Source organism: Paenibacillus sp. RS8 (genome assembly GCF_041956825.1).
Lineage (GTDB): Bacteria > Bacillota > Bacilli > Paenibacillales > Paenibacillaceae > Paenibacillus_AQ.
Genome location: NZ_CP168131.1, coordinates 1,530,923 through 1,553,826, shown reverse-complemented (window position 1 = coordinate 1,553,826; position 22,904 = coordinate 1,530,923). Strand labels below are relative to the sequence as shown.

The 22,904-nt window shown below is 45.4% G+C and carries 15 protein-coding genes and 3 rRNA genes; 1 reads left to right on the top strand and 17 read right to left on the bottom strand.

What is annotated here, in order from left to right:
- Positions 1 to 24: 24 nt before the first annotated feature.
- The 12 genes from ACDZ28_RS08190 to gyrA all read right to left on the bottom strand — a co-directional run bounded on the left by ACDZ28_RS08190 (position 25) and on the right by gyrA (position 16,682).
- Positions 25 to 1,176, bottom strand: a complete 1,152-nt coding sequence (locus tag ACDZ28_RS08190; RefSeq protein ID WP_375104428.1) for an amidohydrolase family protein — start codon at positions 1,174 to 1,176, stop codon at positions 25 to 27.
- Between the two features lie 2 nt (positions 1,177 to 1,178).
- Positions 1,179 to 2,243: an aminotransferase class V-fold PLP-dependent enzyme gene (locus ACDZ28_RS08185; protein WP_375104427.1), complete on the bottom strand. Its 1,065-nt coding sequence runs from the start codon at positions 2,241 to 2,243 to the stop codon at positions 1,179 to 1,181.
- Positions 2,240 to 3,013, bottom strand: a complete 774-nt coding sequence (locus ACDZ28_RS08180; protein WP_042123065.1) for an ABC transporter ATP-binding protein — start codon at positions 3,011 to 3,013, stop codon at positions 2,240 to 2,242. The genes ACDZ28_RS08185 and ACDZ28_RS08180 overlap by 4 nt, the downstream gene beginning before the upstream one ends.
- Positions 3,004 to 3,771: an ABC transporter ATP-binding protein gene (locus ACDZ28_RS08175; protein ID WP_249923679.1), complete on the bottom strand. Its 768-nt coding sequence runs from the start codon at positions 3,769 to 3,771 to the stop codon at positions 3,004 to 3,006. The genes ACDZ28_RS08180 and ACDZ28_RS08175 overlap by 10 nt, the downstream gene beginning before the upstream one ends.
- Positions 3,768 to 4,634 carry an ABC transporter permease gene (locus ACDZ28_RS08170; RefSeq protein ID WP_375104426.1) on the bottom strand — a complete coding sequence of 289 codons (867 nt, stop codon included), beginning with the start codon at positions 4,632 to 4,634 and terminating at the stop codon, positions 3,768 to 3,770. Before ACDZ28_RS08170 ends, ACDZ28_RS08175 begins: the two co-directional genes overlap by 4 nt.
- On the bottom strand, positions 4,631 to 5,620 hold the full coding sequence (locus ACDZ28_RS08165; RefSeq protein WP_375104425.1) for an ABC transporter permease: 990 nt from the start codon (positions 5,618 to 5,620) through the stop codon (positions 4,631 to 4,633). The genes ACDZ28_RS08170 and ACDZ28_RS08165 overlap by 4 nt, the downstream gene beginning before the upstream one ends.
- Complete coding sequence (locus ACDZ28_RS08160) at positions 5,617 to 7,239, bottom strand: ABC transporter substrate-binding protein (RefSeq protein ID WP_375104424.1); 1,623 nt, start codon at positions 7,237 to 7,239, stop codon at positions 5,617 to 5,619. The genes ACDZ28_RS08165 and ACDZ28_RS08160 overlap by 4 nt, the downstream gene beginning before the upstream one ends.
- 155 nt (positions 7,240 to 7,394) lie before the next feature.
- Positions 7,395 to 7,511 (bottom strand): 5S ribosomal RNA (gene rrf, locus ACDZ28_RS08155).
- 128 nt (positions 7,512 to 7,639) lie between these two features.
- Positions 7,640 to 10,567, bottom strand: a 23S ribosomal RNA gene (locus ACDZ28_RS08150).
- A gap of 260 nt (positions 10,568 to 10,827) precedes the next feature.
- Positions 10,828 to 12,385, bottom strand: a 16S ribosomal RNA gene (locus ACDZ28_RS08145).
- Together the 16S, 23S and 5S rRNA genes form the textbook arrangement of a ribosomal RNA operon.
- Before the next feature lie 389 nt (positions 12,386 to 12,774).
- Positions 12,775 to 13,872 (bottom strand): HD-GYP domain-containing protein, encoded by a 1,098-nt coding sequence (locus ACDZ28_RS08140; RefSeq protein ID WP_375104423.1) that lies wholly within the window; start codon positions 13,870 to 13,872, stop codon positions 12,775 to 12,777.
- Positions 13,873 to 14,141: 269 nt separating this feature from the next.
- Positions 14,142 to 16,682 (bottom strand): DNA gyrase subunit A, encoded by a 2,541-nt coding sequence (gyrA, locus tag ACDZ28_RS08135; protein ID WP_042123056.1) that lies wholly within the window; start codon positions 16,680 to 16,682, stop codon positions 14,142 to 14,144.
- A 355-nt stretch (positions 16,683 to 17,037) separates the two neighbouring features.
- On the opposite strand from gyrA, the gene ACDZ28_RS08130 reads away from it, so the two are divergent.
- Positions 17,038 to 17,913, top strand: coding sequence for a YheC/YheD family protein (locus ACDZ28_RS08130; RefSeq protein WP_375104422.1), 876 nt, complete (start codon positions 17,038 to 17,040; stop codon positions 17,911 to 17,913).
- 145 nt (positions 17,914 to 18,058) lie between these two features.
- On the opposite strand, the gene gyrB is transcribed toward ACDZ28_RS08130, so the two are convergent.
- The 5 genes from gyrB to dnaN are packed head-to-tail and all read right to left on the bottom strand — an operon-like array spanning position 18,059 to position 22,842.
- Positions 18,059 to 19,969 carry a DNA topoisomerase (ATP-hydrolyzing) subunit B gene (gene gyrB / locus ACDZ28_RS08125; protein WP_042123053.1) on the bottom strand — a complete coding sequence of 637 codons (1,911 nt, stop codon included), beginning with the start codon at positions 19,967 to 19,969 and terminating at the stop codon, positions 18,059 to 18,061.
- A gap of 47 nt (positions 19,970 to 20,016) precedes the next feature.
- On the bottom strand, positions 20,017 to 20,265 hold the full coding sequence (gene remB / locus ACDZ28_RS08120) for an extracellular matrix regulator RemB (RefSeq protein ID WP_036677731.1): 249 nt from the start codon (positions 20,263 to 20,265) through the stop codon (positions 20,017 to 20,019).
- A 16-nt stretch (positions 20,266 to 20,281) separates the two neighbouring features.
- Positions 20,282 to 21,400, bottom strand: coding sequence for a DNA replication/repair protein RecF (gene recF / locus ACDZ28_RS08115; protein ID WP_042123050.1), 1,119 nt, complete (start codon positions 21,398 to 21,400; stop codon positions 20,282 to 20,284).
- A 20-nt stretch (positions 21,401 to 21,420) separates the two neighbouring features.
- Positions 21,421 to 21,651 carry a S4 domain-containing protein YaaA gene (gene yaaA / locus ACDZ28_RS08110; protein WP_042123047.1) on the bottom strand — a complete coding sequence of 77 codons (231 nt, stop codon included), beginning with the start codon at positions 21,649 to 21,651 and terminating at the stop codon, positions 21,421 to 21,423.
- Positions 21,652 to 21,699: 48 nt separating this feature from the next.
- Entirely contained in the window at positions 21,700 to 22,842 is a 1,143-nt protein-coding gene (gene dnaN, locus ACDZ28_RS08105) for a DNA polymerase III subunit beta (protein ID WP_042123045.1), read from the bottom strand.
- Positions 22,843 to 22,904: the final 62 nt, after the last annotated feature.

Genomic DNA, 22,904 nt, shown 5'->3' with positions numbered 1-22,904 from the left:
TTTTAGAAAATAGCTTAGACGAATCTAGATTAAATCTGCTTCCTTCGCTCCAGTAACCACGGAAACGATACTCTTTCGAAGTACCTCTGCATTGTGAGCCTCGTACGGATTCACTTTGAAAATAACAGCATCTGCAATAAACCCCTCTGCAATTTGCCCCAGCTCGTTGCCACTACCTAGAATGTCAGCAGCGGTTTTTGTTGCAGACTGCCACGCTTCTCTTCGAGATAAACCATAATCAATCAACGTATCCAGTTCTTGAAGATTATAACCATGTAGTGCAGGTGTGGCATAATCTGTGCCGAATCCAATGCTTACACCTTCTCTTTTGGCATAATTAATAGCTTTGGAATGTGATTCGGCAGCACGGGCAGCTCGTTCGCAAATGATAGGGTTCAATGCTAGAACACCTTTCGGATCTGCAGCAATACGATAGATGGATGTTGTAGGTACAAAAGCTACCCCCGAGTTAGCAAGTCTTCCCGCCTGATCCTCTGTTAGAAACATCCCGTGCTCTATAGATTCCACGCCAGACTGGATGGACCAGTCTATCGTCACCCCTCCCCAGGTATGGACCAACACCTTTTTATCATGGGCATGTGCATTACGAACAATAAATGAGAACTCTTCTTCGGAAAAGATCGGATCAACGACTTTCTCAGTAGGTGCTCCAAGACCGCCTGTAGCCATGATTTTTATCCAGCCCGCTCCTGTTGCGAAGATTTCCGCCATCCGTTGTTCCAAATGCTTAAGACCAAGGGCATCTGCTGCTCCAAGCATTTCGCTGCTGGTTTCCACTCTTAAAGGCTGTTGATACTGATGAACAAGATGCTGCACTGTGCTTGGCAGAATTCCACCTGCATCCCGTACAGTCGTTACACCCGTCCTAAGAGTAGCTTCAAAAGCCTGCGCCTGCATGGTTTCAATCTCGCGGGTATCGCGTTTCAATTGGTCCGCATGATCAAAGTCTGTCCAAGCAAGATGCGTATGAAGATCAATAATACCTGGACTTATCCATAGATCTGTATCTTTAAGCGTTGAATTACCTTTATGTGGATCCGCATCAGTTATAGATGAAAAACGCCCATCTTTGATTACAACATCAAAACGTCTGCCTTCGATACCTGCTATATAAATATCCTTAAATGTCTGTAACTCTGGATGCTTATGAATCATCTTCATCCCCCCCAAGCCTGCCTAACAACCTGTAATGCCTGATCAGGGTCTTCTTTCAACAACTCAGCAAGCGTTGATATAGCTTCCTCCACACTTTGCCGAGCAGCATTTGTTCCAAAATGATTAATTCGTAAAAGAAGGCCAAATAATTCTCCGTCTCCGGGAGCCACAATCCCTATGGGCTGTTCGATCTGCAAATCTTGCTTTCCAGAAATCCGTACCGTTGTAGTCAGTGTAGAATAATGTCTGCTATCCTTCTGCCAAGGTTCAAGCCCCAAGGATTGGATACCAGCTACAGCAGCTGCAGCAGCTCTCTCATGGCGTTTGATTACTTGATCCAATCCTTCTTCTTCAATTCGCATCAAAGCTTGAATCAAGGCTCTAGCCTCCAGTGTAGGAATATTTGGAGCAACTCGTATTGGCGCGGCCCCATCCAACGAAGGTTTGAGATCCAGCAAGGACAGAATGGAGTTACGCGGTGCATTTTTATTAGACTCAAGAAATTCCCAGCCACGTGGTGAAATACTGACGGCGCTAACACCGTTAGGTCCAGCCAAAGCTTTTTGCGCGCCTATCACAGCAAAATCAACTCCCCATTCATCGACCAGTAACGCCTCTCCCCCAACCGCAGAAACCGAGTCCGTTACAGTAATGAGATTGAACTCCTTTGCAATCTTAAATATTTCTTTAGCCGGATTAGATCCACCTGTAACCACTTCAGCCTGAACAAAGGAAAGGGCACAAGGGCTAAACTCTTTAATTGCGGAAGCAACCTGGTTGCCAGTGACCACTTCATCAAAAGGAACCTTTACTTCAACAACCGATGCTCCTCCCCGTTCAAGCCATTTTCCAAATAAACTTCCATAGGGACCTGTTACTATATTTACAATGGTTCGACCAGGTGCGGCTATTCCGGCAGCCACGGCCTCGATCCCCAAAATTGCCTCAGCTGGGATAATAACCGGTGGATGATCAGTAAACAAGATGTCGGAAATCAAATGTGTAAGCTTATTGTACTCAGCCATTGAAAGTGGCACATATCCTTTATGTTCTTGTTCTGGGCTCATAAGAAACCTCCTGATGTACTTGATTTTGGCATTTTGGGAACCGCCGACAACAGCTCGTAACTGTATTCATGTTTAGGTCGGATGAAGAATTGATCTTTCGGACTCTGCTCCACAAGCTTCCCATGCCGCATGACTGCAACTGTATCACTAATTGCATTGATTACTCCTAAGTCATGAGAAATAAAAAGCATGGTGAGATCAAGTTCAGCTTTTAGTGCATTGAACAGTTCGAGCATACTTAGCTGCACAGATACATCCAACGCGCTTGTAGGTTCATCTGCGATCAGGATGTTGGGCTCAACGCTTAATGCGCGGGCGATCGCTATCCGTTGACGCTGCCCCCCAGAAAATTCGTGTGGGAATTTGTCTAATGCCTTTTGCTCCAAATGAACTTGGTTCAGTAACTCTTTACATCTCTGCTCGACACCCGTACGTCCCACAATTTTATGAAACAATAAGGGCTCAGAAAGAATCTCTCTAATTGAATGTTTGGGATTCAGCGACGCATCCGGATTTTGAAAGATCATTTGGATTATTTTTCGCTGCTCACGGCTTCTTTTCTTTTTTAACTCTTGGGTACCTAACAGGATTTTTCCCTCATGCGGGGCAATCAGTCCAGCAATTACTCGTGCCAGCGTAGATTTTCCTGATCCAGATTCTCCAACAAGCCCAAGAGTGGTATGCTGCTCAAGATTCAGATTAATACAATCCAGCGCAGTAAAGCCGCCATAATGAACAGTTAAATCTTTGATTTGCAAGGCTAGTTCCATGAGTCTCTACTCCCTTCAAGCTCTGGCAAAGGAAGCACCGAATTAATCAGCATCTGTGTGTAAGGGTCGGATGGATTTTGCAAAATATCAAGGGTAGCGCCATGCTCAACAATCTGCCCTTGTTTCATTACACATAGGCGTGAGCACAAGTTGGCTGCAATCGCGAGATTATGCGTAACAAAAACCATGGCAAATCCCAGCTCCTGCTGGAGGTTGGTGATCGTTTCAATAATTTGTCGTTGAACCGTGACATCCAGCGCCGTCGTCGGCTCATCACAGAGAAGAATACCTGGCTTACATGCCAGTGCCAAAGCGATGACTACCCGTTGACATTGACCGCCTGACAGCTGGCTCGGATACCGGTCCTTTTTCTTTAAAGATTCGGGGAGACCAAGCCTTTCGAGCAGTTCCAGCGCAATCATTCGGGAAGCCTTTCGGCTTACTCTCTGTCTGTAATACACGACTTCAGCCAGCTGATTAACAACCATACAGAGCGGATCAAGCGCACCTCTTGGATCTTGAAAAACCATCGCACTGCTTACATCACTCTTAATGGTGCCGCCTATCTGCTCAACACCGTTTGGAAGTAGTCCCAGAATTGCACGCAGCGTAAGCGATTTTCCCGAGCCCGACTCACCTACTAATCCTAGACTCTCTCCTTTGCCCAGCGAAAAGCTAACATTGTTGACTAATCTCTCATTTGTCTTCGCTGCCAGTGTTAGTTGCTCTATTTCTAAAATGGGTTGTGTAGACATCATTTTTTCCTCCATAAGTCTGCTAGACCATCACCTAGGAGCGACAAAGCTATTCCTGTATACACCACTGCTAATCCTGGAACAGCCGATAGCCACCAAGCTGTAGTGATGAAGGGCTGTCCATCCGAGATCATTGTCCCCCAGTCTGGAGTTGGTGGTGTAATGCCGATCCCAAGATACCCGAGCGTCACAATGGCGACAAGCAATCCAATCATATCTGTCATAAGAACGACTACGGCTTGAGGAAGTACATTGGGAAGCAAATGACGTAAAATAATTCTTACTCCGGGTAGTCCTAATGTTTGAGCAGACGCCACCCATTCCTGATTGCGGAAAGATGCGCTGAGACCTCTGACGACACGGGCAAAGACAATCCAACCTACAAGGATAAACGTAATATAAATACCTCGTTCTCCTGCTCCACTGGCAAAAGCAACGATAATAACGATCAGATAAAAAGGAAAAGCGATAAATGTATCTGACAACAGCGAAATAACTGCATCAACCCATTTCCCGTAATATCCTGCTAGCATTCCTAGGAATACACCTGTGCAAAAGGGAATGATTTCTGCCAAGACCATGATTTTCAGATCAGTCCTCGCTGCATAGATCAGTCTAGTAAACAGATCACGCCCAAGTTGATCGGTTCCTAGCCAATGTTCAGCCGACGGAGGCTGCAGAAAGTCACTCAAATTTTGCTCGGATGGATCATAGGGACTTATATACGGTATAAACACAGTTAAGAGAATAAGGGCTGCAAACATAATCATTCCTACTAACAAAGAAGGGGTATTCCATATGCGCTTTAAGCCGCTTGTCATCTTGTTGCCTTCATACAATTGTGGCTCTAGTCTTATCGTTTTCATTGTTTCCCCTTCGTTCTGGGATCAAGCCACCAAGAAATGATCTCAATCAAGAGACTGATGATCACAACAGATAGCGCACAATAAAGTGCTATTCCTTGAATAACTGGAAAGTCCCGTTTCGAAATTGAAGTAAACAGCAAACTGCCAATTCCCTTAATTCCAAATACCTGTTCAACGACCAATGTGCCGCCGATTAGATAAGAAATATTCACACCCATCAGCATCAGTGTAGGAAGAGCAGAATTGCGCAACACATGTTTAAATAGAATAACCCTGCTTGGTATTCCCGCGGCTTTAAGGGTGACTACAAAATCCGATTCTAACACTTCAAGCATCTGCGCTCTTAAGGAACGGACCAGGGTAGGAATCTGTGAAAAAGCAACGGTGATTGCCGGAAGTGCAAGACTATGCAAGGTTCCAACCCACCCTTCACTAACTCCCCCAACGGGAAACCAGCCAAGCCGGACACTAAAGAGCAAAATTAAAAGTAAGCCAACCCAAAAGATTGGCATACCCAAAGTTATTGTAGGAAATATACGTATTAAATGGTCCAGCAGTTTATCCTTATGCGTAGCAGCTACCGTAGCAAGCAGAAGTGATACGACAATTGCCAACACACAGGCCATCACTATGAGCAACAAAGTAACAGGAGCCCGCTGCGTGATCAATTCTCTTGTTGATGTCCCCATAATAATGGAATTTCCAGTATCTCCTTGCGTAAACAGCGTCTTCACAAATCGCATGAACTGCTCCCATAAAGGGATGTCGAGCCCAAGAGTATGATGCATACTCTTGAGCGCCTCAGGGGTACTATATTCTCCCAAAATCATTTTCGCTGGATCTCCGGGTACAATTCGGATGATGAAAAAGACGGCTATCATTACGCAGCAGATCACTGCCAATGCTTTTATAAGAGATATTACAAGCCAGTTGTAAGAGTCCTTACTTCCTCTAGGTTGATTTAACACCTGCTTAAGATTCATCATTGGCTGATGCGGACATCTTCGAAACGGGCGCTACCATTAGGTAGCACAACTAGACCATCCACTGAAGAACGAATACCTTTCAAAACATCTGGATAATAAAGCGGAATATACGGTACTTCATCAGCAAGTGTCTGCAGCAGCTTGGTATAGATTTGCGCACGAGCATCGCCATCTGCTGTTTTTTGGCCCTCATATAGAAGCTTCGTTACTTCATCATTCGTATAATGGGTCCAATACGATTTGCTGAAGCCTTCCGGATCGGTTTGGAAGGCAATAATCGAATTCGCTTCCGGGGAATCAGCTTGACCGCTATTCAACATTGCGGCGAAATCATAAGCAAAGAATCGTTCACGGAAAGTGGCAAGCTCAATCGATTCAATCTCAATTTTAATTCCGATGGTTTGACCCGCTGCCTGAATAATTTGTGCCTCTTGCGCTCTTGTACTATTACCGGAGGCTACAAGTAACTTGGTAGTAAAACCATTAGGGAAAGCCGATTTAGCAAGCTCTTCCTTGGCTGCCTCGACATTGAAGTTCAGAGCCTTAATTGTATCATTGGCGTTATAAGGAATCGTTGTTGGCAGTAATGAGTTTGCTGTTTGTGCATATCCAAAGGTTAACGCTTTGGTCAAGCCTTCACGGTCAAGCGCCAGAGCCAGTGCACGGCGGACATGTACATCCGAAAAATGCTCATCCAGCGTATTAAAGAATAATTGCTCTGTCACCCAACTACCGTTAGTAATTACTTTAGTGTCGGCTCCATCTTTGATCTCATTAGCATTTTGCAAGGCCAAAGATTCAATAGCATTAACTTCCCCAGCCTTCAGCTGGTTGATCGCTTGGCTATCGTCCTCAATCAACTTATAAACAAGCTTATCAATATATGGTTTACCTTCTTGCCAGTAGAATTTGTTCTTAGTGAAAGTCAGATCACCCGCAGTGTCCCATGATTCAACGACAAAAGGTCCCGTTCCGATTGGTTTCTTGAAGAATTCTTCTTCGGAAACTCCACCAAAATTATTAGGTAGGATGCCATTAGAGAAATTGGACAGCTCTGAGATAAATGGTGTATAAGGTTCTTTAAGCGTAATAACAAGCGTTTTGTTATCTTGTGCTTTGATTGAATCAACCTTAGCGGATATTGCCAGCGGGCCGCCAACCTTCAAGTGCCGCTCAAGGGAGAATACGGCATCTTCCGCAGTCACATCGGTACCGTTTGAAAACTTCAGACCCTCACGAAGTTCAAAAGTATACGTCAATCCATCCTCGCTGATACTATGTGACTTCGCAAGCCAATCTACAATTTCGCCCTTGCTGTCAAAAGCAACTAATGATTCAAATACTTTATCGATAGCAAAAGCATTGTTGGATGTAATCTGATTATGCAAATCCAGCGAGGTTACAGAAGCAGGCCGTCCATAGACGAAGGTGCCTCCTACTGCCGGCTCTGCCGTTTGAGGACTCTGAGTTGCTGTTGCTGGACTCGCACTTTCCTGCGCATCTTTATTTGAAGCAGCCTTATTATTAGATCCCGAGCATCCTGCAATTACCATCAATAGCAAAACTGCTATTGCCCCCAACAGAACCGGTTTCTTAACAGATACATTAAAATATGACATAATCCGCTCCCCCTACAATTCTTATATGTTTAGTATGAATTGTATTATGGGTTAAACACTGTAGTCTGTCAAACAAAATTTAAATCGTACCAACTCTTTAAGAAAATAGATACAACAAAAAGACCACTGTCGATAACTCAACAGTGGTCTTGCGTGCTTGGCAACGTCCTACTCTCCCAGGACCCTTCGGTCCAAGTACCATCGGCGCTGGAGGGCTTAACGGTCGTGTTCGGGATGGGTACGCGTGGAACCCCTCCGCTATCGCCACCAAACATGCGTCTGTGAAACAGACGCTGCCGCGTGAAATTTGGTTCATCACCAGAAGTGAGAATAAATTTCTAAGCGTGTTACAGGCTTGATGCCTGAAAACTGAATCCGAATTGAATTTGCGTTTTAAGTATAGGATAAGCCCTCGACCGATTAGTATTGGTCAGCTCCATGCATTGCTGCACTTCCACCTCCAACCTATCTACCTCGTCGTCTTCAAGGGGTCTTACTAATTGGGAAATCTCATCTTGAGGGGGGCTTCACGCTTAGATGCTTTCAGCGCTTATCCCGTCCGTACGTAGCTACCCAGCCATGCTTCTGGCGAAACAACTGGTGCACCAGCGGTACGTCCATCCCGGTCCTCTCGTACTAAGGACAGCTCCTCTCAAATTTCCTGCGCCCACGACAGATAGGGACCGAACTGTCTCACGACGTTCTGAACCCAGCTCGCGTACCGCTTTAATGGGCGAACAGCCCAACCCTTGGGACCTACTTCAGCCCCAGGATGCGATGAGCCGACATCGAGGTGCCAAACCTCCCCGTCGATGTGGACTCTTGGGGGAGATAAGCCTGTTATCCCCAGGGTAGCTTTTATCCGTTGAGCGATGGCCCTTCCATGCGGTACCACCGGATCACTAAGTCCGACTTTCGTCCCTGCTCGACTTGTAGGTCTCGCAGTCAAGCTCCCTTATGCCTTTGCACTCTTCGAATGATTTCCAACCATTCTGAGGGAACCTTGGAACGCCTCCGTTACTCTTTAGGAGGCGACCGCCCCAGTCAAACTGCCCGCCTGACACGGTCCCCGTACCCGATTAGGGCACTAGGTTAGAACCTAGATACGATCAGGGTGGTATCCCAACGGCGCCTCCACCGAAGCTTGCGCTCCGATTTCTACGGCTCCCACCTATCCTGTACAGATCGTACCCAAATTCAATATCAAGCTGCAGTAAAGCTCCATGGGGTCTTTCCGTCTTGTCGCGGGTAACCTGCATCTTCACAGGTATTAAAATTTCACCGGATCTCTCGTTGAGACAGCGCCCAAGTCGTTACGCCATTCGTGCGGGTCAGAATTTACCTGACAAGGAATTTCGCTACCTTAGGACCGTTATAGTTACGGCCGCCGTTTACTGGGGCTTCGGTTCATAGCTTCGGGTTACCCCTAACCACTCCCCTTAACCTTCCAGCACCGGGCAGGCGTCAGCCCGTATACTTCGCCTTGCGGCTTCGCACAGACCTGTGTTTTTGCTAAACAGTCGCTTGGGCCTTTTCACTGCGGCCCCCTCGTGCTATTCACACTACCGGGGCACCCCTTCTCCCGAAGTTACGGGGTCATTTTGCCGAGTTCCTTAACGAGAGTTCTTCCGCGCGCCTTAGAATTCTCTTCTCGCCTACCTGTGTCGGTTTGCGGTACGGGCACCTTCTCCTGGCTAGAGGCTTTTCTTGGCAGTGTGAGATCATGACCTTCGCTACTACAATTTTCGCTCCCCATCACAGCCCAGCCTTAACGATGTGCGGATTTGCCTACACATCAGCCTCACTGCTTAGACGGACATATCCATCAGTCCGCGTCACTACCCTCCTGCGTCACCCCATCGCTCATAGCGGATTACGGTGGTACAGTAATTTCAAACTGTTGTCCTTCGACTACGCCTTTCGGCCTCGCCTTAGGTCCCGACTTACCCTGAGCGGACGAGCCTTCCTCAGGAAACCTTGGGCTTTCGGCGGATCAGATTCTCACTGATCTTTTCGTTACTCATACCGGCATTCTCACTTGTATGCTGTCCAGCGCTCCTTACGGTACACCTTCAACCCACATACAACGCTCCCCTACCCCAGATACATAGTATCTAGCCATAGCTTCGGTGGTGTGTTTAGCCCCGTTACATTTTCGGCGCAGAGTCACTCGACCAGTGAGCTATTACGCACTCTTTCAATGGTGGCTGCTTCTAAGCCAACATCCTGGTTGTCTGTGCAACTCCACATCCTTTCCCACTTAACACACACTTGGGGACCTTAGCTGATGGTCTGGGCTGTTTCCCTTTTGACAATGGATCTTAGCACTCACTGTCTGACTCCCGGCAATAAGTATATGGCATTCGGAGTTTGACTGAGCTTGGTAATCCTTGCGGACCCCGCACCCAATCAGTGCTCTACCTCCACTACTCTTATACCGAGGCTAGCCCTAAAGCTATTTCGGGGAGAACCAGCTATCTCCGAGTTCGATTGGAATTTCTCCGCTACCCCCACCTCATCCCCGCACTTTTCAACGTGCGTGGGTTCGGGCCTCCAGTGCGTGTTACCGCACCTTCACCCTGGACAGGGGTAGATCACACGGTTTCGGGTCTACGTCCACATACTCAATCGCCCTATTCAGACTCGCTTTCGCTGCGGCTCCGTCTTCTCGACTTAACCTTGCATGTTAAACGTAACTCGCCGGTTCATTCTACAAAAGGCACGCCATCACCCATAGATAGGGCTCTGACTTTTTGTAAGCACACGGTTTCAGGTTCTATTTCACTCCCCTTCCGGGGTGCTTTTCACCTTTCCCTCACGGTACTGTTTCACTATCGGTCGCCAGGTAGTATTTAGCCTTAGCAGATGGTCCTGCTGGATTCATACGGGGTTTCACGTGCCCCGCACTACTCGGGATCCGTCTCGGAGAGAACACAGTTTAGGTTACAGGGCTTTTACCTCTATCGCGGGCCTTTCCAGACCTCTTCACCTACCATATTCCTTTGTAACTCCATGTGAGACGTCCCACAACCCCTAAGAGCAAGCTCTTAGGTTTAGGCTGTTCCGCGTTCGCTCGCCGCTACTGACGGAATCACTATTGTTTTCTCTTCCTCAGGGTACTTAGATGTTTCAGTTCCCCTGGTCTGCCTCTACATACCCTATGTATTCAGGTATGAGTAACTGCGAATTACCACAGCTGGGTTTCCCCATTCGGACACCCCCGGATCAAAGCTTGCTTACAGCTCCCCGAGGCAGTTTCGTTGTTCGCCACGTCCTTCGTCGGCTCCTGGCGCCTAGGCATCCTCCGTGTGCTCTTATTAGCTTAACCATGATTTTTCCGCAGGAAAATATCATACGATATCTCTTTTGGAATCATCTCACTAATAACATTTACTTGTTTGCACAAGTTGCTAAAAGATGTTCTAAAACGCAAATTCGTTTCGGTATCCAGTTTTCAAGGATCAAGTCTTACTTGAGAGCTTAAACTCTCAAAACTGAGCAACGAGTGAGTAACAGGCCTAAACCTGAGATTGTGGAAGTTTAACTTCCGATTTGAATGTCTTCATTGCAGAAGACGATTCTCCATAGAAAGGAGGTGATCCAGCCGCACCTTCCGATACGGCTACCTTGTTACGACTTCACCCCAATCATCTACCCCACCTTCGGCGGCTGGCTCCCTTGCGGGTTACCCCACCGACTTCGGGTGTTGTAAACTCTCGTGGTGTGACGGGCGGTGTGTACAAGACCCGGGAACGTATTCACCGCGGCATGCTGATCCGCGATTACTAGCAATTCCGACTTCATGCAGGCGAGTTGCAGCCTGCAATCCGAACTGAGACCGGCTTTGATGGGATTGGCTCCACCTCGCGGCTTCGCTTCCCGTTGTACCGGCCATTGTAGTACGTGTGTAGCCCAGGTCATAAGGGGCATGATGATTTGACGTCATCCCCACCTTCCTCCGGTTTGTCACCGGCAGTCACTCTAGAGTGCCCAACATTACTTGCTGGCAACTAAAGTTAAGGGTTGCGCTCGTTGCGGGACTTAACCCAACATCTCACGACACGAGCTGACGACAACCATGCACCACCTGTCTCCTCTGTCCCGAAGGCCGCTGCTATCTCTAGCAGATTCAGAGGGATGTCAAGACCTGGTAAGGTTCTTCGCGTTGCTTCGAATTAAACCACATACTCCACTGCTTGTGCGGGTCCCCGTCAATTCCTTTGAGTTTCAGTCTTGCGACCGTACTCCCCAGGCGGAGTGCTTACTGTGTTAACTTCGGCACCAAGGGTATCGAAACCCCTAACACCTAGCACTCATCGTTTACGGCGTGGACTACCAGGGTATCTAATCCTGTTTGCTCCCCACGCTTTCGCGCCTCAGCGTCAGTTACAGCCCAGAAAGTCGCCTTCGCCACTGGTGTTCCTCCACATATCTACGCATTTCACCGCTACACGTGGAATTCCACTTTCCTCTTCTGTACTCAAGTCACCCAGTTTCCAGTGCGACCTTAGGTTGAGCCCAAGGTTTAAACACCAGACTTAAATGACCGCCTGCGCGCGCTTTACGCCCAATAATTCCGGACAACGCTTGCCCCCTACGTATTACCGCGGCTGCTGGCACGTAGTTAGCCGGGGCTTTCTTCTCAGGTACCGTCACTCCGATAGCAGTTACTCTACCGGACGTTCTTCCCTGGCAACAGAGCTTTACGATCCGAAAACCTTCATCACTCACGCGGCGTTGCTCCGTCAGACTTTCGTCCATTGCGGAAGATTCCCTACTGCTGCCTCCCGTAGGAGTCTGGGCCGTGTCTCAGTCCCAGTGTGGCCGTTCACCCTCTCAGGTCGGCTACGCATCGTCGCCTTGGTGGGCCGTTACCCCACCAACTAGCTAATGCGCCGCAGGCCCATCCCTCAGTGACAGATTGCTCCGTCTTTCATTCTTTCTTCAGGAGAAAAAAGAAATTATCCGGTATTAGCTACCGTTTCCGGTAGTTATCCCAGTCTAAAGGGCAGGTTGCCTACGTGTTACTCACCCGTCCGCCGCTAAGTTATTTTGAAAGCAAGCTTTCAAAATAACTCCGCTCGACTTGCATGTATTAGGCACGCCGCCAGCGTTCGTCCTGAGCCAGGATCAAACTCTCCAATTAGTATTGAAAAGAGCGATATGCTCATTTTGAAACATCTGACGAGAAAATTAATTCTCTAATTTTGGATTTCACTTTCGTGATTTCCTACTCACTCGTTGTTCAGTTTTCAAAGATCAAGTTCTCGTTGGCGCCGCTTAATGTCTCAGCAGCAACTCTTATACTATATCATGTTCGGCTATTTAATGTCAAGCTCTTTTTTTAACTTCTTTTTCGAGCTCGGCATGTGTATTTCTTGGCCGGACTTAGAATATATCATGTATAGAGATTGATTGCAACACTTTTTTTAATATAATCTATAAATAAGAGACTGTGCTACCAATGATCCTAAATATACTCTTACGCACTAGGCAGCACAGCCTCAGCTCTGAAGTCTTTCAATACTTACTACACTAAGAAATAATCTCTTGAATATATAGCTCCCGCTCCAACATTAAGTTAACAATTGTACCCTCTACCTTAATCATAGGACGTGTAGGATTCGCACGATCAGTGAATATGATCTCCCCGTGACGCCCATCGCTCAAACGTATTCTGGTTCCATTAAATAAATCAGTGCTCTTCTGTATAAAGGTCTGTACAACGACTGGGTCAAGCTTACCAAAGCTTTCAGTCATAATCTGTTCTAATACTAGATAAGGGGACTGTGCCTTTCTATAAGCTCTTTCCAAAGTCATAGCATGGAATATATCTGCTACCGCAACTACTTTAGCGTAAAAGTGAATCTGGCTACCTTCTAGCTTAAGTGGATAACCAGACCCATCGACCTTCTCATGATGCTGCAATGCTGTTAGTCTTACCCCTTCATTAATCGCTGTGACATTACGTAATAATTGATAGCCATATGTAGTATGTCTGCGAACCTCTTCTATTTCAGCACTATTAAGTGACTCCGGCTTATGTAAAAGAGAACTATCTACTTTTGCGTTTCCGATATCATGCAGCAATCCAGCAAAAGCGATCTGCATCCAATCCTTTTGCGGATACCCGCACCACTGAGCAATCTTATATGATGTTAACGCGGACAATACGGCATTGTGATAGTTGTAATCCTCGTCTTTTAGCGTACGTGGAGAAAACTTCAAGACATGATAATCCTTCAAATGACTAATTAGTACCTCTAACTGACTCCGTAACTCAAAAATAGGAAGAGAGGCTGCCGTTACCGAACGATAGCTTGTCCTAATAAGTCCGATCATTTTGTCATATTCATCGTGTAGTGGGGAATTGTTCTTAATCAGCATTGATTCATTTATAATGGCTCCGGCTTTAAGTGATGTCTGCTTCGAGTTTTTTTTGGCAGCATCAGAGTTGCCCTCTCCTTGAACACCCTCGATCTCCACTTGCCCAACTAAGAAAGCTTCCAAAATTTCTAGATCACGGGGGAGTAGTATTTTTCCCTTGGTAAACAAAATCCCACCCAAAGGTGTAATTACATCTTTGATTATCTTTGAGCCCGCTTTAACTTCTCCAACCAATACATTTGGCATATACTCAGCCCCTTAATTTCTATAACAATAAGCTCAGGATTACCCAAATCTAATATGACAGATAATTTCTGAGAAAATAGTACTTTATATACTGATTTATACTCTATCGGCTAATTATAGTACGGATAAAAGGAAGCGACTAGTGCAATGAAAACTATTCTTTTAAAAATTACTCATTACATTTCATAAAATAACTAACTATTAATTAATCACAGTAAAAAGAGCAAGGGGTTCTGTAATAGAACCCCTTGCTCTTTATTGAATATAAACTATTCTAAGTTATCCTCTTGATCTTCAGCGATTGTTTCCGGCTGATCTATATCGCCAGATTCATCAACTGTTACTTGGTCCTCGAGGCCTTCTATATCTTCAGACATTTCGTCCTCTTCATTCTTATCGGCTCTGCACAGGGTAGCCACAGCATCATCCTCGCGGATGTTAATTAGCTTAACCCCTTGCGCATAACGACCCATAGTAGAAATTCCATCCATGCTGGTACGAATCAAGGTACCGCTTGTAGTAATGATCATTAAGTCTTCGTCGTTCTTAACAACTTTAAGACCAACTACAGGTCCATTCTTCTCAGTGAGATTAATGGTCTTGATTCCTTTACCGCCACGAGTCTGGGAACGATAGTCGCCGGCTGGTGTCCGTTTACCATAACCCTTGCTAGTAACAATCAGAACCTCAAGCTCCTTATCGACACAGTCCATACCAATGACATGGTCATTACTATCGAGTGTAATACCCTTCACGCCAGTTGCGCTACGACCCATAGAACGAACATCATTCTCTGAGAACGTAATCGACATTCCGCGTGCTGTACCGATAATAAGATTTTGCTGACCATCTGTCAGCTTAACCTCAATCAGGGAATCCTCTTCCCGAAGATTAATAGCGATAAGTCCGCCTTTGCGGATGTTATTGTAATCCTCAAGTGGCGTCTTCTTCACGATACCTTCGCGGGTAGCAAAGAACAAGTACTTGTCACTATCGCTCTCTTCCACCTGGATAACGGCACTAATCTTCTCACCTTGTTCAATTTGAATCAGGTTGATGATTGGTGTCCCACGCGCAGTACGTCCCAGCTCTGGGATCTCATAAGCCTTAATCCGGTACACCTTACCCTTATCGGTAAAGAACATCAGATAGTTATGAGAGTTACTCACGAAGAGATGCTCCACAAAATCTTGGTCCTTGGTGTCCATCCCCATTACTCCGCGGCCCCCACGCTTCTGGCTGCGGTAAGTGCTGACAGGCAGACGTTTGATGTATCCAGTATGCGTAATAGTGATAACAACCTCTTCACGTGGAATAAGGTCTTCATCGAGGATACTTTCTTCACCAACCGTAATCTCTGTCCGGCGATCATCAGAATATCTATCACGAATATCCTGCAACTCGTTGCTGATGATTTCCAGTACGAGATGCTCATTCGCCAAAATTTCACGGTACTCTGCAATTTTAGCTAACAATTCGTTATATTCATTCTCGATTTTTTCCCGTTCCAGACCGGTCAGACGCTGCATCCGCATGTCGAGGATTGCTTGAGCCTGCTCTACACTGAGGCTAAAGGTGCTCATCAATCCGTCACGGGCTATATCCGTTGTCCGCGAAGCGCGGATTAACGCAATAACTTCATCCAGATGATCCAGCGCAATACGCAGACCTTCTAGAATATGAGCGCGTGCTTCAGCTTTTTTAAGATCAAATATTGTACGACGACGAATAACTTCAATCTGGTGCTGCAAATAATGATAGAGCACATCACGCAGATTAAGAATTTTCGGCTCGTTGTTGACGATGGCAAGCATGTTGATCCCAAATGTGGATTGCATTGAAGTATGTTTATATAGATTGTTCAACACAACATTTGGATTCACATCACGTCTCATCTCAACAACTACACGCATACCGTTACGGTCAGACTCATCTCGAAGATCCGTTATACCCTCGATCCGTTTCTCACGTACTAATTCTGCGATTTTTTCAACCAGTCTTGCCTTGTTTACCTGATATGGCAGCTCATGTACAATGATGCGAGCCTTACCGTTGTTCTCTTCAATTGTTGCCTTGGCACGCATGGTCACGGAACCACGCCCCGTACGATAAGCCTGACGAATGCCCTCACGACCCAAAATATATCCAGCCGTAGGGAAGTCAGGGCCTTGGATATACTCCATCAATTCCATAGGTGTGATATCGGGATTCTTAATCATCGCCTGCACACCATCGATAACTTCACCTAGGTTATGCGGTGGGATATTAGTAGCCATACCTACAGCAATACCAGATACCCCGTTCACGAGCAGGTTCGGATAACGAGCTGGCAATACAACTGGCTCATGCTCTTCACCATCATAGTTGGGTGCGAAATCAACTGTTTCTTTGTTCAAATCTCGAAGCATTTCGCCTGCAATCTTGGAAAGACGGGCTTCTGTATAACGCATCGCTGCAGCCATATCACCATCAATCGAACCAAAGTTCCCGTGACCGTCCACAAGCATATAGCGCATAGAGAAATCCTGAGCCATCCGTACCATTGTTTCATAGACGGCTGAGTCACCGTGAGGGTGGTACTTACCGATAACCTCACCGACGATTCTTGCCGATTTCTTATGAGGCTTATCCGCAGACATTCCAAGTTCCGACATCGCAAACAAAATGCGTCGGTGAACCGGCTTGAGTCCGTCCCGCACATCTGGCAAAGCCCGACTAACAATGATGCTCATTGCGTAATCCATAAAGGATTCACGCATTTCCACGCCAATGTCCCGATCTTTGACTTGTGGGTTATTTTGTTCAGCCATGAATTGCTGGACCTCCTTCAGTTAAAAAACCGCTACCCTTAATTATATTACTTTCACAAAAGTAGCACAATTAAACATGATAGCCTTTTATCTTCTAATATTGATTTCTTTTGCGTTGGTTAGGGTATTCGCCCTTTCCGCAAATGTCTTTAGTACATAGACTGTAAAGACAAGAAACACGGTTTTATTATCCTAGTATCGTTCGATAAGGCATAACCCCATATCCTTATATTATACCATTGTTTAGGTAGCTTGTCCTGATTTTCAGCCGTCAAAGATTATGCTTCCAAAGCAAGTTTTGTACAAAGGAATTCAAAAGACCAAATGCTGCAAAAAATTGTTAAGGAGGAAGATAATGAAGATTCAACGTGTCCCAAGTAAATGGGCAAAAACAAAAGTCATTCTTCAAAATCAATCTCTATCTCTATATGTACCGGATACTCGTAAATACGATTTAAGTGTTCTTAAAGAAATGCTTGCGTTATATACAATGGTCTATATTAAACCTGACCGCGGAAGCTTTGGCATTGGTGTAATGAGAGCCGAGCAGCGTACGGTGATTTTGAGCCCTAGCCAGCGGAAGTCTGAAAAAAATGCCACCACCGATAACGAGGAGATAGAACAACAAGAAACACAGCTTCTATATATTTTAAGATATGCAAAAACGGCAGAAGTTTTCTTCTCCCCCGAAGAGCTGCATGAAGCCTTACAGAAACGAATTCAGAACCGTACCTACCTGATCCAAAAGGGAATTGACCTTCTACGTTATCAAGACCGCCCCTTCGACCTTCGAGTTCTTGCCCAAAAAAGTCCGTCAGGCGCATGGGAAACGACAGGAATGCTCGGAAGAGTGGCTGCCCCTCAGAAAATCGTCACCAATTATCATAACGGAGGCAGTATTGTGTCAGTAAATACATTATTAAAAAGTCATATGAACCCTTCTGAAACACTCTCCACCGTTAATCAATTAAAATCTTTAGGCGTGCAAATTGCAGGCCAATTGGAAACTACTTATCCAGGGATTAAAGAAATCGGTCTGGATATTGCCATGGATCAGCATATGGATATGTGGCTGCTTGAGGTCAACACCCTTCCATCCATAGTTATATTTAAGTTATTTCCTGATAAATCTATCTATCGTAGAATACACCGCTATGCTGTAGCATACGGGCGTGTAAAAGCTAGAAAATCTCCATACACTACCCGCAACAAACAAATCACCAAGGCCTAAAAAAACAGCTCTGAAATCAAAAAACAGCTCTGAAATCAAAAAAACCTCCAGCATTCTAATTCCATTAGGAACAGAAGCCGGAGGTTTTGTTAAAAATATAAGTAGGTATAAGTTTCACGTTATACATTATCCTTATATTTTATTCTTACACATCAAGATATCTGACGTCTTTCGCATGCTCATGGATAAAGTCACGCCTTGGTTCAACATTATCGCCCATCAGCGTATCAAAAATACTATCAGCGAGCATCGCATCTTCAATCGTTACTTGCAACATCATACGCGCTTCAGGATCCATCGTCGTGTCCCACAGCTGGGTAGCATTCATTTCACCCAAACCTTTGTAGCGTTGGACATTGACCTTAACATTTTCTCCAAAAGAAGCGATAATCTCATCGCGTTCCTTCTCGCTTCCTGCATAACGGATCACTTTGTTGCGCTCTATCTTGAACAATGGCGGTTGTGCGATATAGATATAACCTGCATCTACTAGCTTCCGCATGTAACGGTAGAAGAATGTCAACAACAGAGTTCTAATATGAGCTCCATCGACGTCGGCATCCGTCATAATAACGACTTTATGGTAACGAGCCTTTGATAGATCAAAATCATCACTGATCCCTGTACCCAGAGCCGTAATGATCGCCCGAATTTCCGCGTTGGATAGAATACGGTCTAAGCGAGCTTTTTCTACGTTTAGGATCTTACCACGCAGTGGTAGAATCGCTTGGAAATGACGATCCCGGCCTTGCTTGGCCGATCCCCCCGCAGAGTCACCTTCGACGATATACAATTCGCTGATAGACGCATCCTTGGATGAACAGTCTGCAAGTTTACCAGGTAGTGCACTGACTTCAAGCGCACTCTTACGGCGTGTTAACTCACGAGCCTTACGAGCAGCTTCTCGTGCACGTGAAGCTGAAAGCGACTTTTCAAGGACACGGCGAGATACTGCTGGATTCTCTTCTAGGAATTCCTGCAATTTCTCTCCGAACAGTGATTCTACAATTCCGCGTACTTCACTATTTCCGAGCTTAGTCTTCGTTTGACCTTCGAACTGAGGCTCTGGAATTTTGACAGAAATAATCGCTGTCAATCCTTCACGCACGTCGTCACCAGTCAGATTTGAATTACCATCCTTCAGCACACCCGCTTTACGGGCATAATCGTTGATGATACGTGTTAGCGCACTTTTGAAGCCGGATTCATGCGTTCCGCCCTCATGAGTATTAATATTATTCGCAAAAGAGTAGATGTTCTCTGTATACGAATCATTGTATTGGAGAGCTACTTCAACCTGGATCATATCTCGTGAGCCTTCCACGTAGATTGGTTCCTCGTGCAGCGCTTCTTTTTTCTCATTCAAATATTTCACATATTCAACGATACCACCCTCGTATTTGAACACGTTGGTAACATCGGTCCGCTCATCATGCAGTGAAAGCTCGATTCCTTTGTTAAGAAAAGCTAGCTCACGAATACGTGTAAGCAATGTCGCATATTCAAAGACCGTGGTTTCAGTAAAGATTTCAGGGTCTGGATGAAAAGTTGTAGTCGTACCTGTCTCGTCCGTATCTCCAACAACCTTGATCTCATACTGTGGTGCACCACGTCTGTATTCCTGCTGATAAACATGCCCATCACGCTTAACATTAACAACAACCTTCTCAGACAAGGCATTTACTACGGAGATACCCACACCGTGTAAGCCGCCTGATACTTTATATCCGCCGCCGCCGAATTTACCGCCTGCATGCAGTACTGTCATTACAACTTCAAGCGTCGACTTTTTAAGTTTTTCATTTTCACCTACAGGTATGCCACGTCCATTATCGATAACAGTAATCCCGTTATCCTCATGAATAATCACTTGAATCCGGTCACAATAACCTGCTAGGGCTTCATCGATACTATTATCTACGACCTCCCACACCAAGTGATGGAGACCTTTAGAACTAGTGGAACCAATATACATGCCCGGACGTTTCCGGACAGCTTCTAGCCCTTCTAGTACCTGAATCTGGCTCTCATCATATGTCGGTTGATTCATTGACATGCCTTCACCTACTTCTTTCAGATTATCTCTTTGTTACTAAACGCAAGTTATATCTCGAGCAAAATTTTGGCTCTTTTTTTGAGAGTGGAGGAGGAAATGGGGGAGTAATACACGATATTTTTAGTTACGACAATAGATTTTGCTTCCTCTTCACCAATCCGCTCAAGCTTCTTGTCCTGCTCAGAGTGAATGACGAATTGCTTAGACACCTTGGAAGATTTCTCAATCGAAATATCAAATATTGCAATTAACTCCGAAGAGCGAATAATCTTCTCCCCGCCCAAATGAATATACATGATCTTCCTCCGCTCTTTATAACTCCACTTTTCCATCATGAACATGATATAGGCTGGCGCCTTTTAATTTATCGGCATTCAGACCCTCAATTCCGGTAGCGGTAATGAATGTCTGTACCTTGCTTTGAAAGGTTTCAATAAGCTGGGTCTGTCGGTAAGGATCAAGCTCGGATAAAACATCATCAAGAAGCAGCACAGGATATTCTCCGATTTCTTCATGGATCAGCTCGATTTCCGCCAGCTTGAGCGATAAAGCCGTGGTACGCTGCTGTCCCTGAGAACCGTAGACCTGAGCTTCCCTTCCGTTGATAAAAAAGGACAGGTCATCCCGATGGGGACCCGTCAGCGTCATGCCGCGCCTGATTTCTTGTTCTCTCGTTTGTGATAACTTTAACATAAAATTGTCTAATAAGACAGCTTCATCTTCCTCATCACGATCGCCGAAAGAGGGGACATAGAGCAATTTCAGTTCTTCTCCGCCGTTCGTAATCCCCCGGTGTATGCTTTCAGCCCATATTTGCAGCTTCTTTATGAATTGTTTCCTTTTTTTTACGATTTTAACACCGTGCTCCACAAGTTGAGCATCCCAGATTTCCAAAAGATCTTTTCCCGCTGCCTCTTTCCCCCACAACTGCTTCAGCAAATTGCCCCTTTGTAAGAGAATCTTTTGATACTGCTGGAGGTGAAATAGATAACTGGGCTGGACTTGGCCAATCTCCATATCAAGAAAACGCCGTCTGATGCCAGGTGTGCCTTTTACAATCTCTAAATCTTCCGGTGCAAACATGACCACATTAAGTGATCCTACAAACTCACTAAGGCGCCGTTGTTCTAAACCGTTAATCTTAGCTTTTTTACCTTTGGCAGAAAGGGTGAGCTCTAGCTTGAGATCGCCGTACTTACGTTCTACCTCGGCAATGATCTGAGCAGCGTCTCCAGGGGCATCGAATGAAATAAGTTCGCGATCTTTCGAGGTGCGGTGGCTTTTGGTCATCGCCAGGACGAACAATGCCTCCATGAGGTTTGTTTTGCCTTGGGCGTTCTGACCCAGAATCAGATTGACATCGCCCAGGCTCTCCAGACGCAGCAGCCCGTAATTTCGATAATGCTGCAGACCGATATTTTTAACAAACACGAAATGGTTCCTCCCCTAGCCTACTCCTCTTTAACTCCTCCACCTTCAACCTGAAAGGTGCCGTTATCCTGCACTTCAATTTGGTCACCCGGATACAGCTTTCTTCCACGTCGTTCCTCTACTTCTCCGTTAACCAGTACATGTCCTTCTTGCAGTAAAGCTTTAGCCATTCCACCTGTGGATACACAATCAGAAAGTTTCAGGAATTGATCCAGCTTAATATATCCACTGTGGATAAGTATTTTTTTCATGGTTTTTATCCTTTCAGCCACTTATCCACATGTTCATGAATGTTGGCATTAATTTGTTGTACGGTAAGGCAAAATGATATACAAGCTATTCGTTTGGTCAAGTGGCTTCAAAATGATCGGACTCATCATTCCTGTAAATGCTATGACAAGCTGCTCACTCTCAATAACTTTTAAGACATCGAGCATATATTTGGAGTTGAAAGATATTTTGAGAGGTTCACCTTTGAAATCAATGACTTCAAGTTCCTCACGAACTTTACCAAGCTCAGAAGAGCTAGAAGAAATTTCAATGCCGCCTTGTTCAAGCGTCTGCATGCGCACAATATTGGTTTTTTCTTCACGGGACAGCAAATAAGCGCGATCAATCGATTCGCTTAATTTTTTTGTGTCCAAAGTTAGTTCTGTTTTGTAGGTTGTTGGAATAATTCTAGAAGTATCCGGATAAATTCCATCAAGGATCCGTGAATAGAACAGTACTTTGTCGATTTTAAAGAGAACTTGATTGTCCGCAACCACAATATCAACAAGCATATTTTGATCAGGGATAATTTTACTTAGCTCATTAAGGGTTTTACCGGCGATTACGATATTTGCAAATTGGACATTCTCCGTACCTTCTAGTCTTGCTGCTCTTGTAGCTAAGCGGTGACGGTCTGTCGCTGTGAACTTAAACTCATTATCAGCCAGATTCCACAGTATACCTGTTAAAATCGGAGTTGTCTCTTGGGTAGAAATAGAAAAAGCGGTTTGTTTAATCATATTTTTCAGCAAATCACCTGGCAGGGAGATGGTATCGTTCTCCTCAATACTCGGTAACACCGGGAATTCTTCAGGGTCTAAACCTACGATCTGAATCTCCGTGGATCCAGAAGAAATATACGTTTGGAATCCTTCTTTAACTTCCATGTGAATCTCTTTGGAGGGCAGCTTCTTAATAATCTCGACGAAAAACTTAGCGGGAAGAACTACACTTCCTGGCTGGTCTATCTTCACGATCGTATGGCTGTCATTCTCTGCTGGAATAAACGATTGGATGGAAATATCGGTGTCGCTTGCAGTTAGTGTGACGCCTTGATGGCTAACTTCCAGCTTAATACCGGTCAGAATTGGGATCGTCGTTCTACTGGAGATAGCTTTGGATACGTGTTGAATGGATTCGTTGAGCTCGTTTTTAAGAATGCTTATTTTCATGATTTCACTCCTAGCTGAAAAATTGGGGATTTCGTTGTATTTGCTGTTCTTTATTACGCGTC

What these genes read in the sequence shown, in the direction of transcription:
- ACDZ28_RS08175 (WP_249923679.1), bottom strand. Translation starts at nt 3,771, where the DNA reads ATGATGTCTACACAACCCATTTTAGAAATAGAGCAACTAACACTGGCA.
- gyrB (WP_042123053.1), bottom strand. Translation starts at nt 19,969, where the DNA reads ATGTCAATGAATCAACCGACATATGATGAGAGCCAGATTCAGGTACTA.
- gyrA (WP_042123056.1), bottom strand. Translation starts at nt 16,682, where the DNA reads ATGGCTGAACAAAATAACCCACAAGTCAAAGATCGGGACATTGGCGTG.
- ACDZ28_RS08140 (WP_375104423.1), bottom strand. Translation starts at nt 13,872, where the DNA reads ATGCCAAATGTATTGGTTGGAGAAGTTAAAGCGGGCTCAAAGATAATC.
- ACDZ28_RS08170 (WP_375104426.1), bottom strand. Translation starts at nt 4,634, where the DNA reads ATGAAAACGATAAGACTAGAGCCACAATTGTATGAAGGCAACAAGATG.
- remB (WP_036677731.1), bottom strand. Translation starts at nt 20,265, where the DNA reads ATGTATATTCATTTGGGCGGGGAGAAGATTATTCGCTCTTCGGAGTTA.
- ACDZ28_RS08130 (WP_375104422.1), top strand. Translation starts at nt 17,038, where the DNA reads ATGAAGATTCAACGTGTCCCAAGTAAATGGGCAAAAACAAAAGTCATT.
- dnaN (WP_042123045.1), bottom strand. Translation starts at nt 22,842, where the DNA reads ATGAAAATAAGCATTCTTAAAAACGAGCTCAACGAATCCATTCAACAC.
- ACDZ28_RS08185 (WP_375104427.1), bottom strand. Translation starts at nt 2,243, where the DNA reads ATGAGCCCAGAACAAGAACATAAAGGATATGTGCCACTTTCAATGGCT.
- ACDZ28_RS08165 (WP_375104425.1), bottom strand. Translation starts at nt 5,620, where the DNA reads ATGATGAATCTTAAGCAGGTGTTAAATCAACCTAGAGGAAGTAAGGAC.
- ACDZ28_RS08180 (WP_042123065.1), bottom strand. Translation starts at nt 3,013, where the DNA reads ATGGAACTAGCCTTGCAAATCAAAGATTTAACTGTTCATTATGGCGGC.
- yaaA (WP_042123047.1), bottom strand. Translation starts at nt 21,651, where the DNA reads ATGAAAAAAATACTTATCCACAGTGGATATATTAAGCTGGATCAATTC.
- ACDZ28_RS08160 (WP_375104424.1), bottom strand. Translation starts at nt 7,239, where the DNA reads ATGTCATATTTTAATGTATCTGTTAAGAAACCGGTTCTGTTGGGGGCA.
- ACDZ28_RS08190 (WP_375104428.1), bottom strand. Translation starts at nt 1,176, where the DNA reads ATGATTCATAAGCATCCAGAGTTACAGACATTTAAGGATATTTATATA.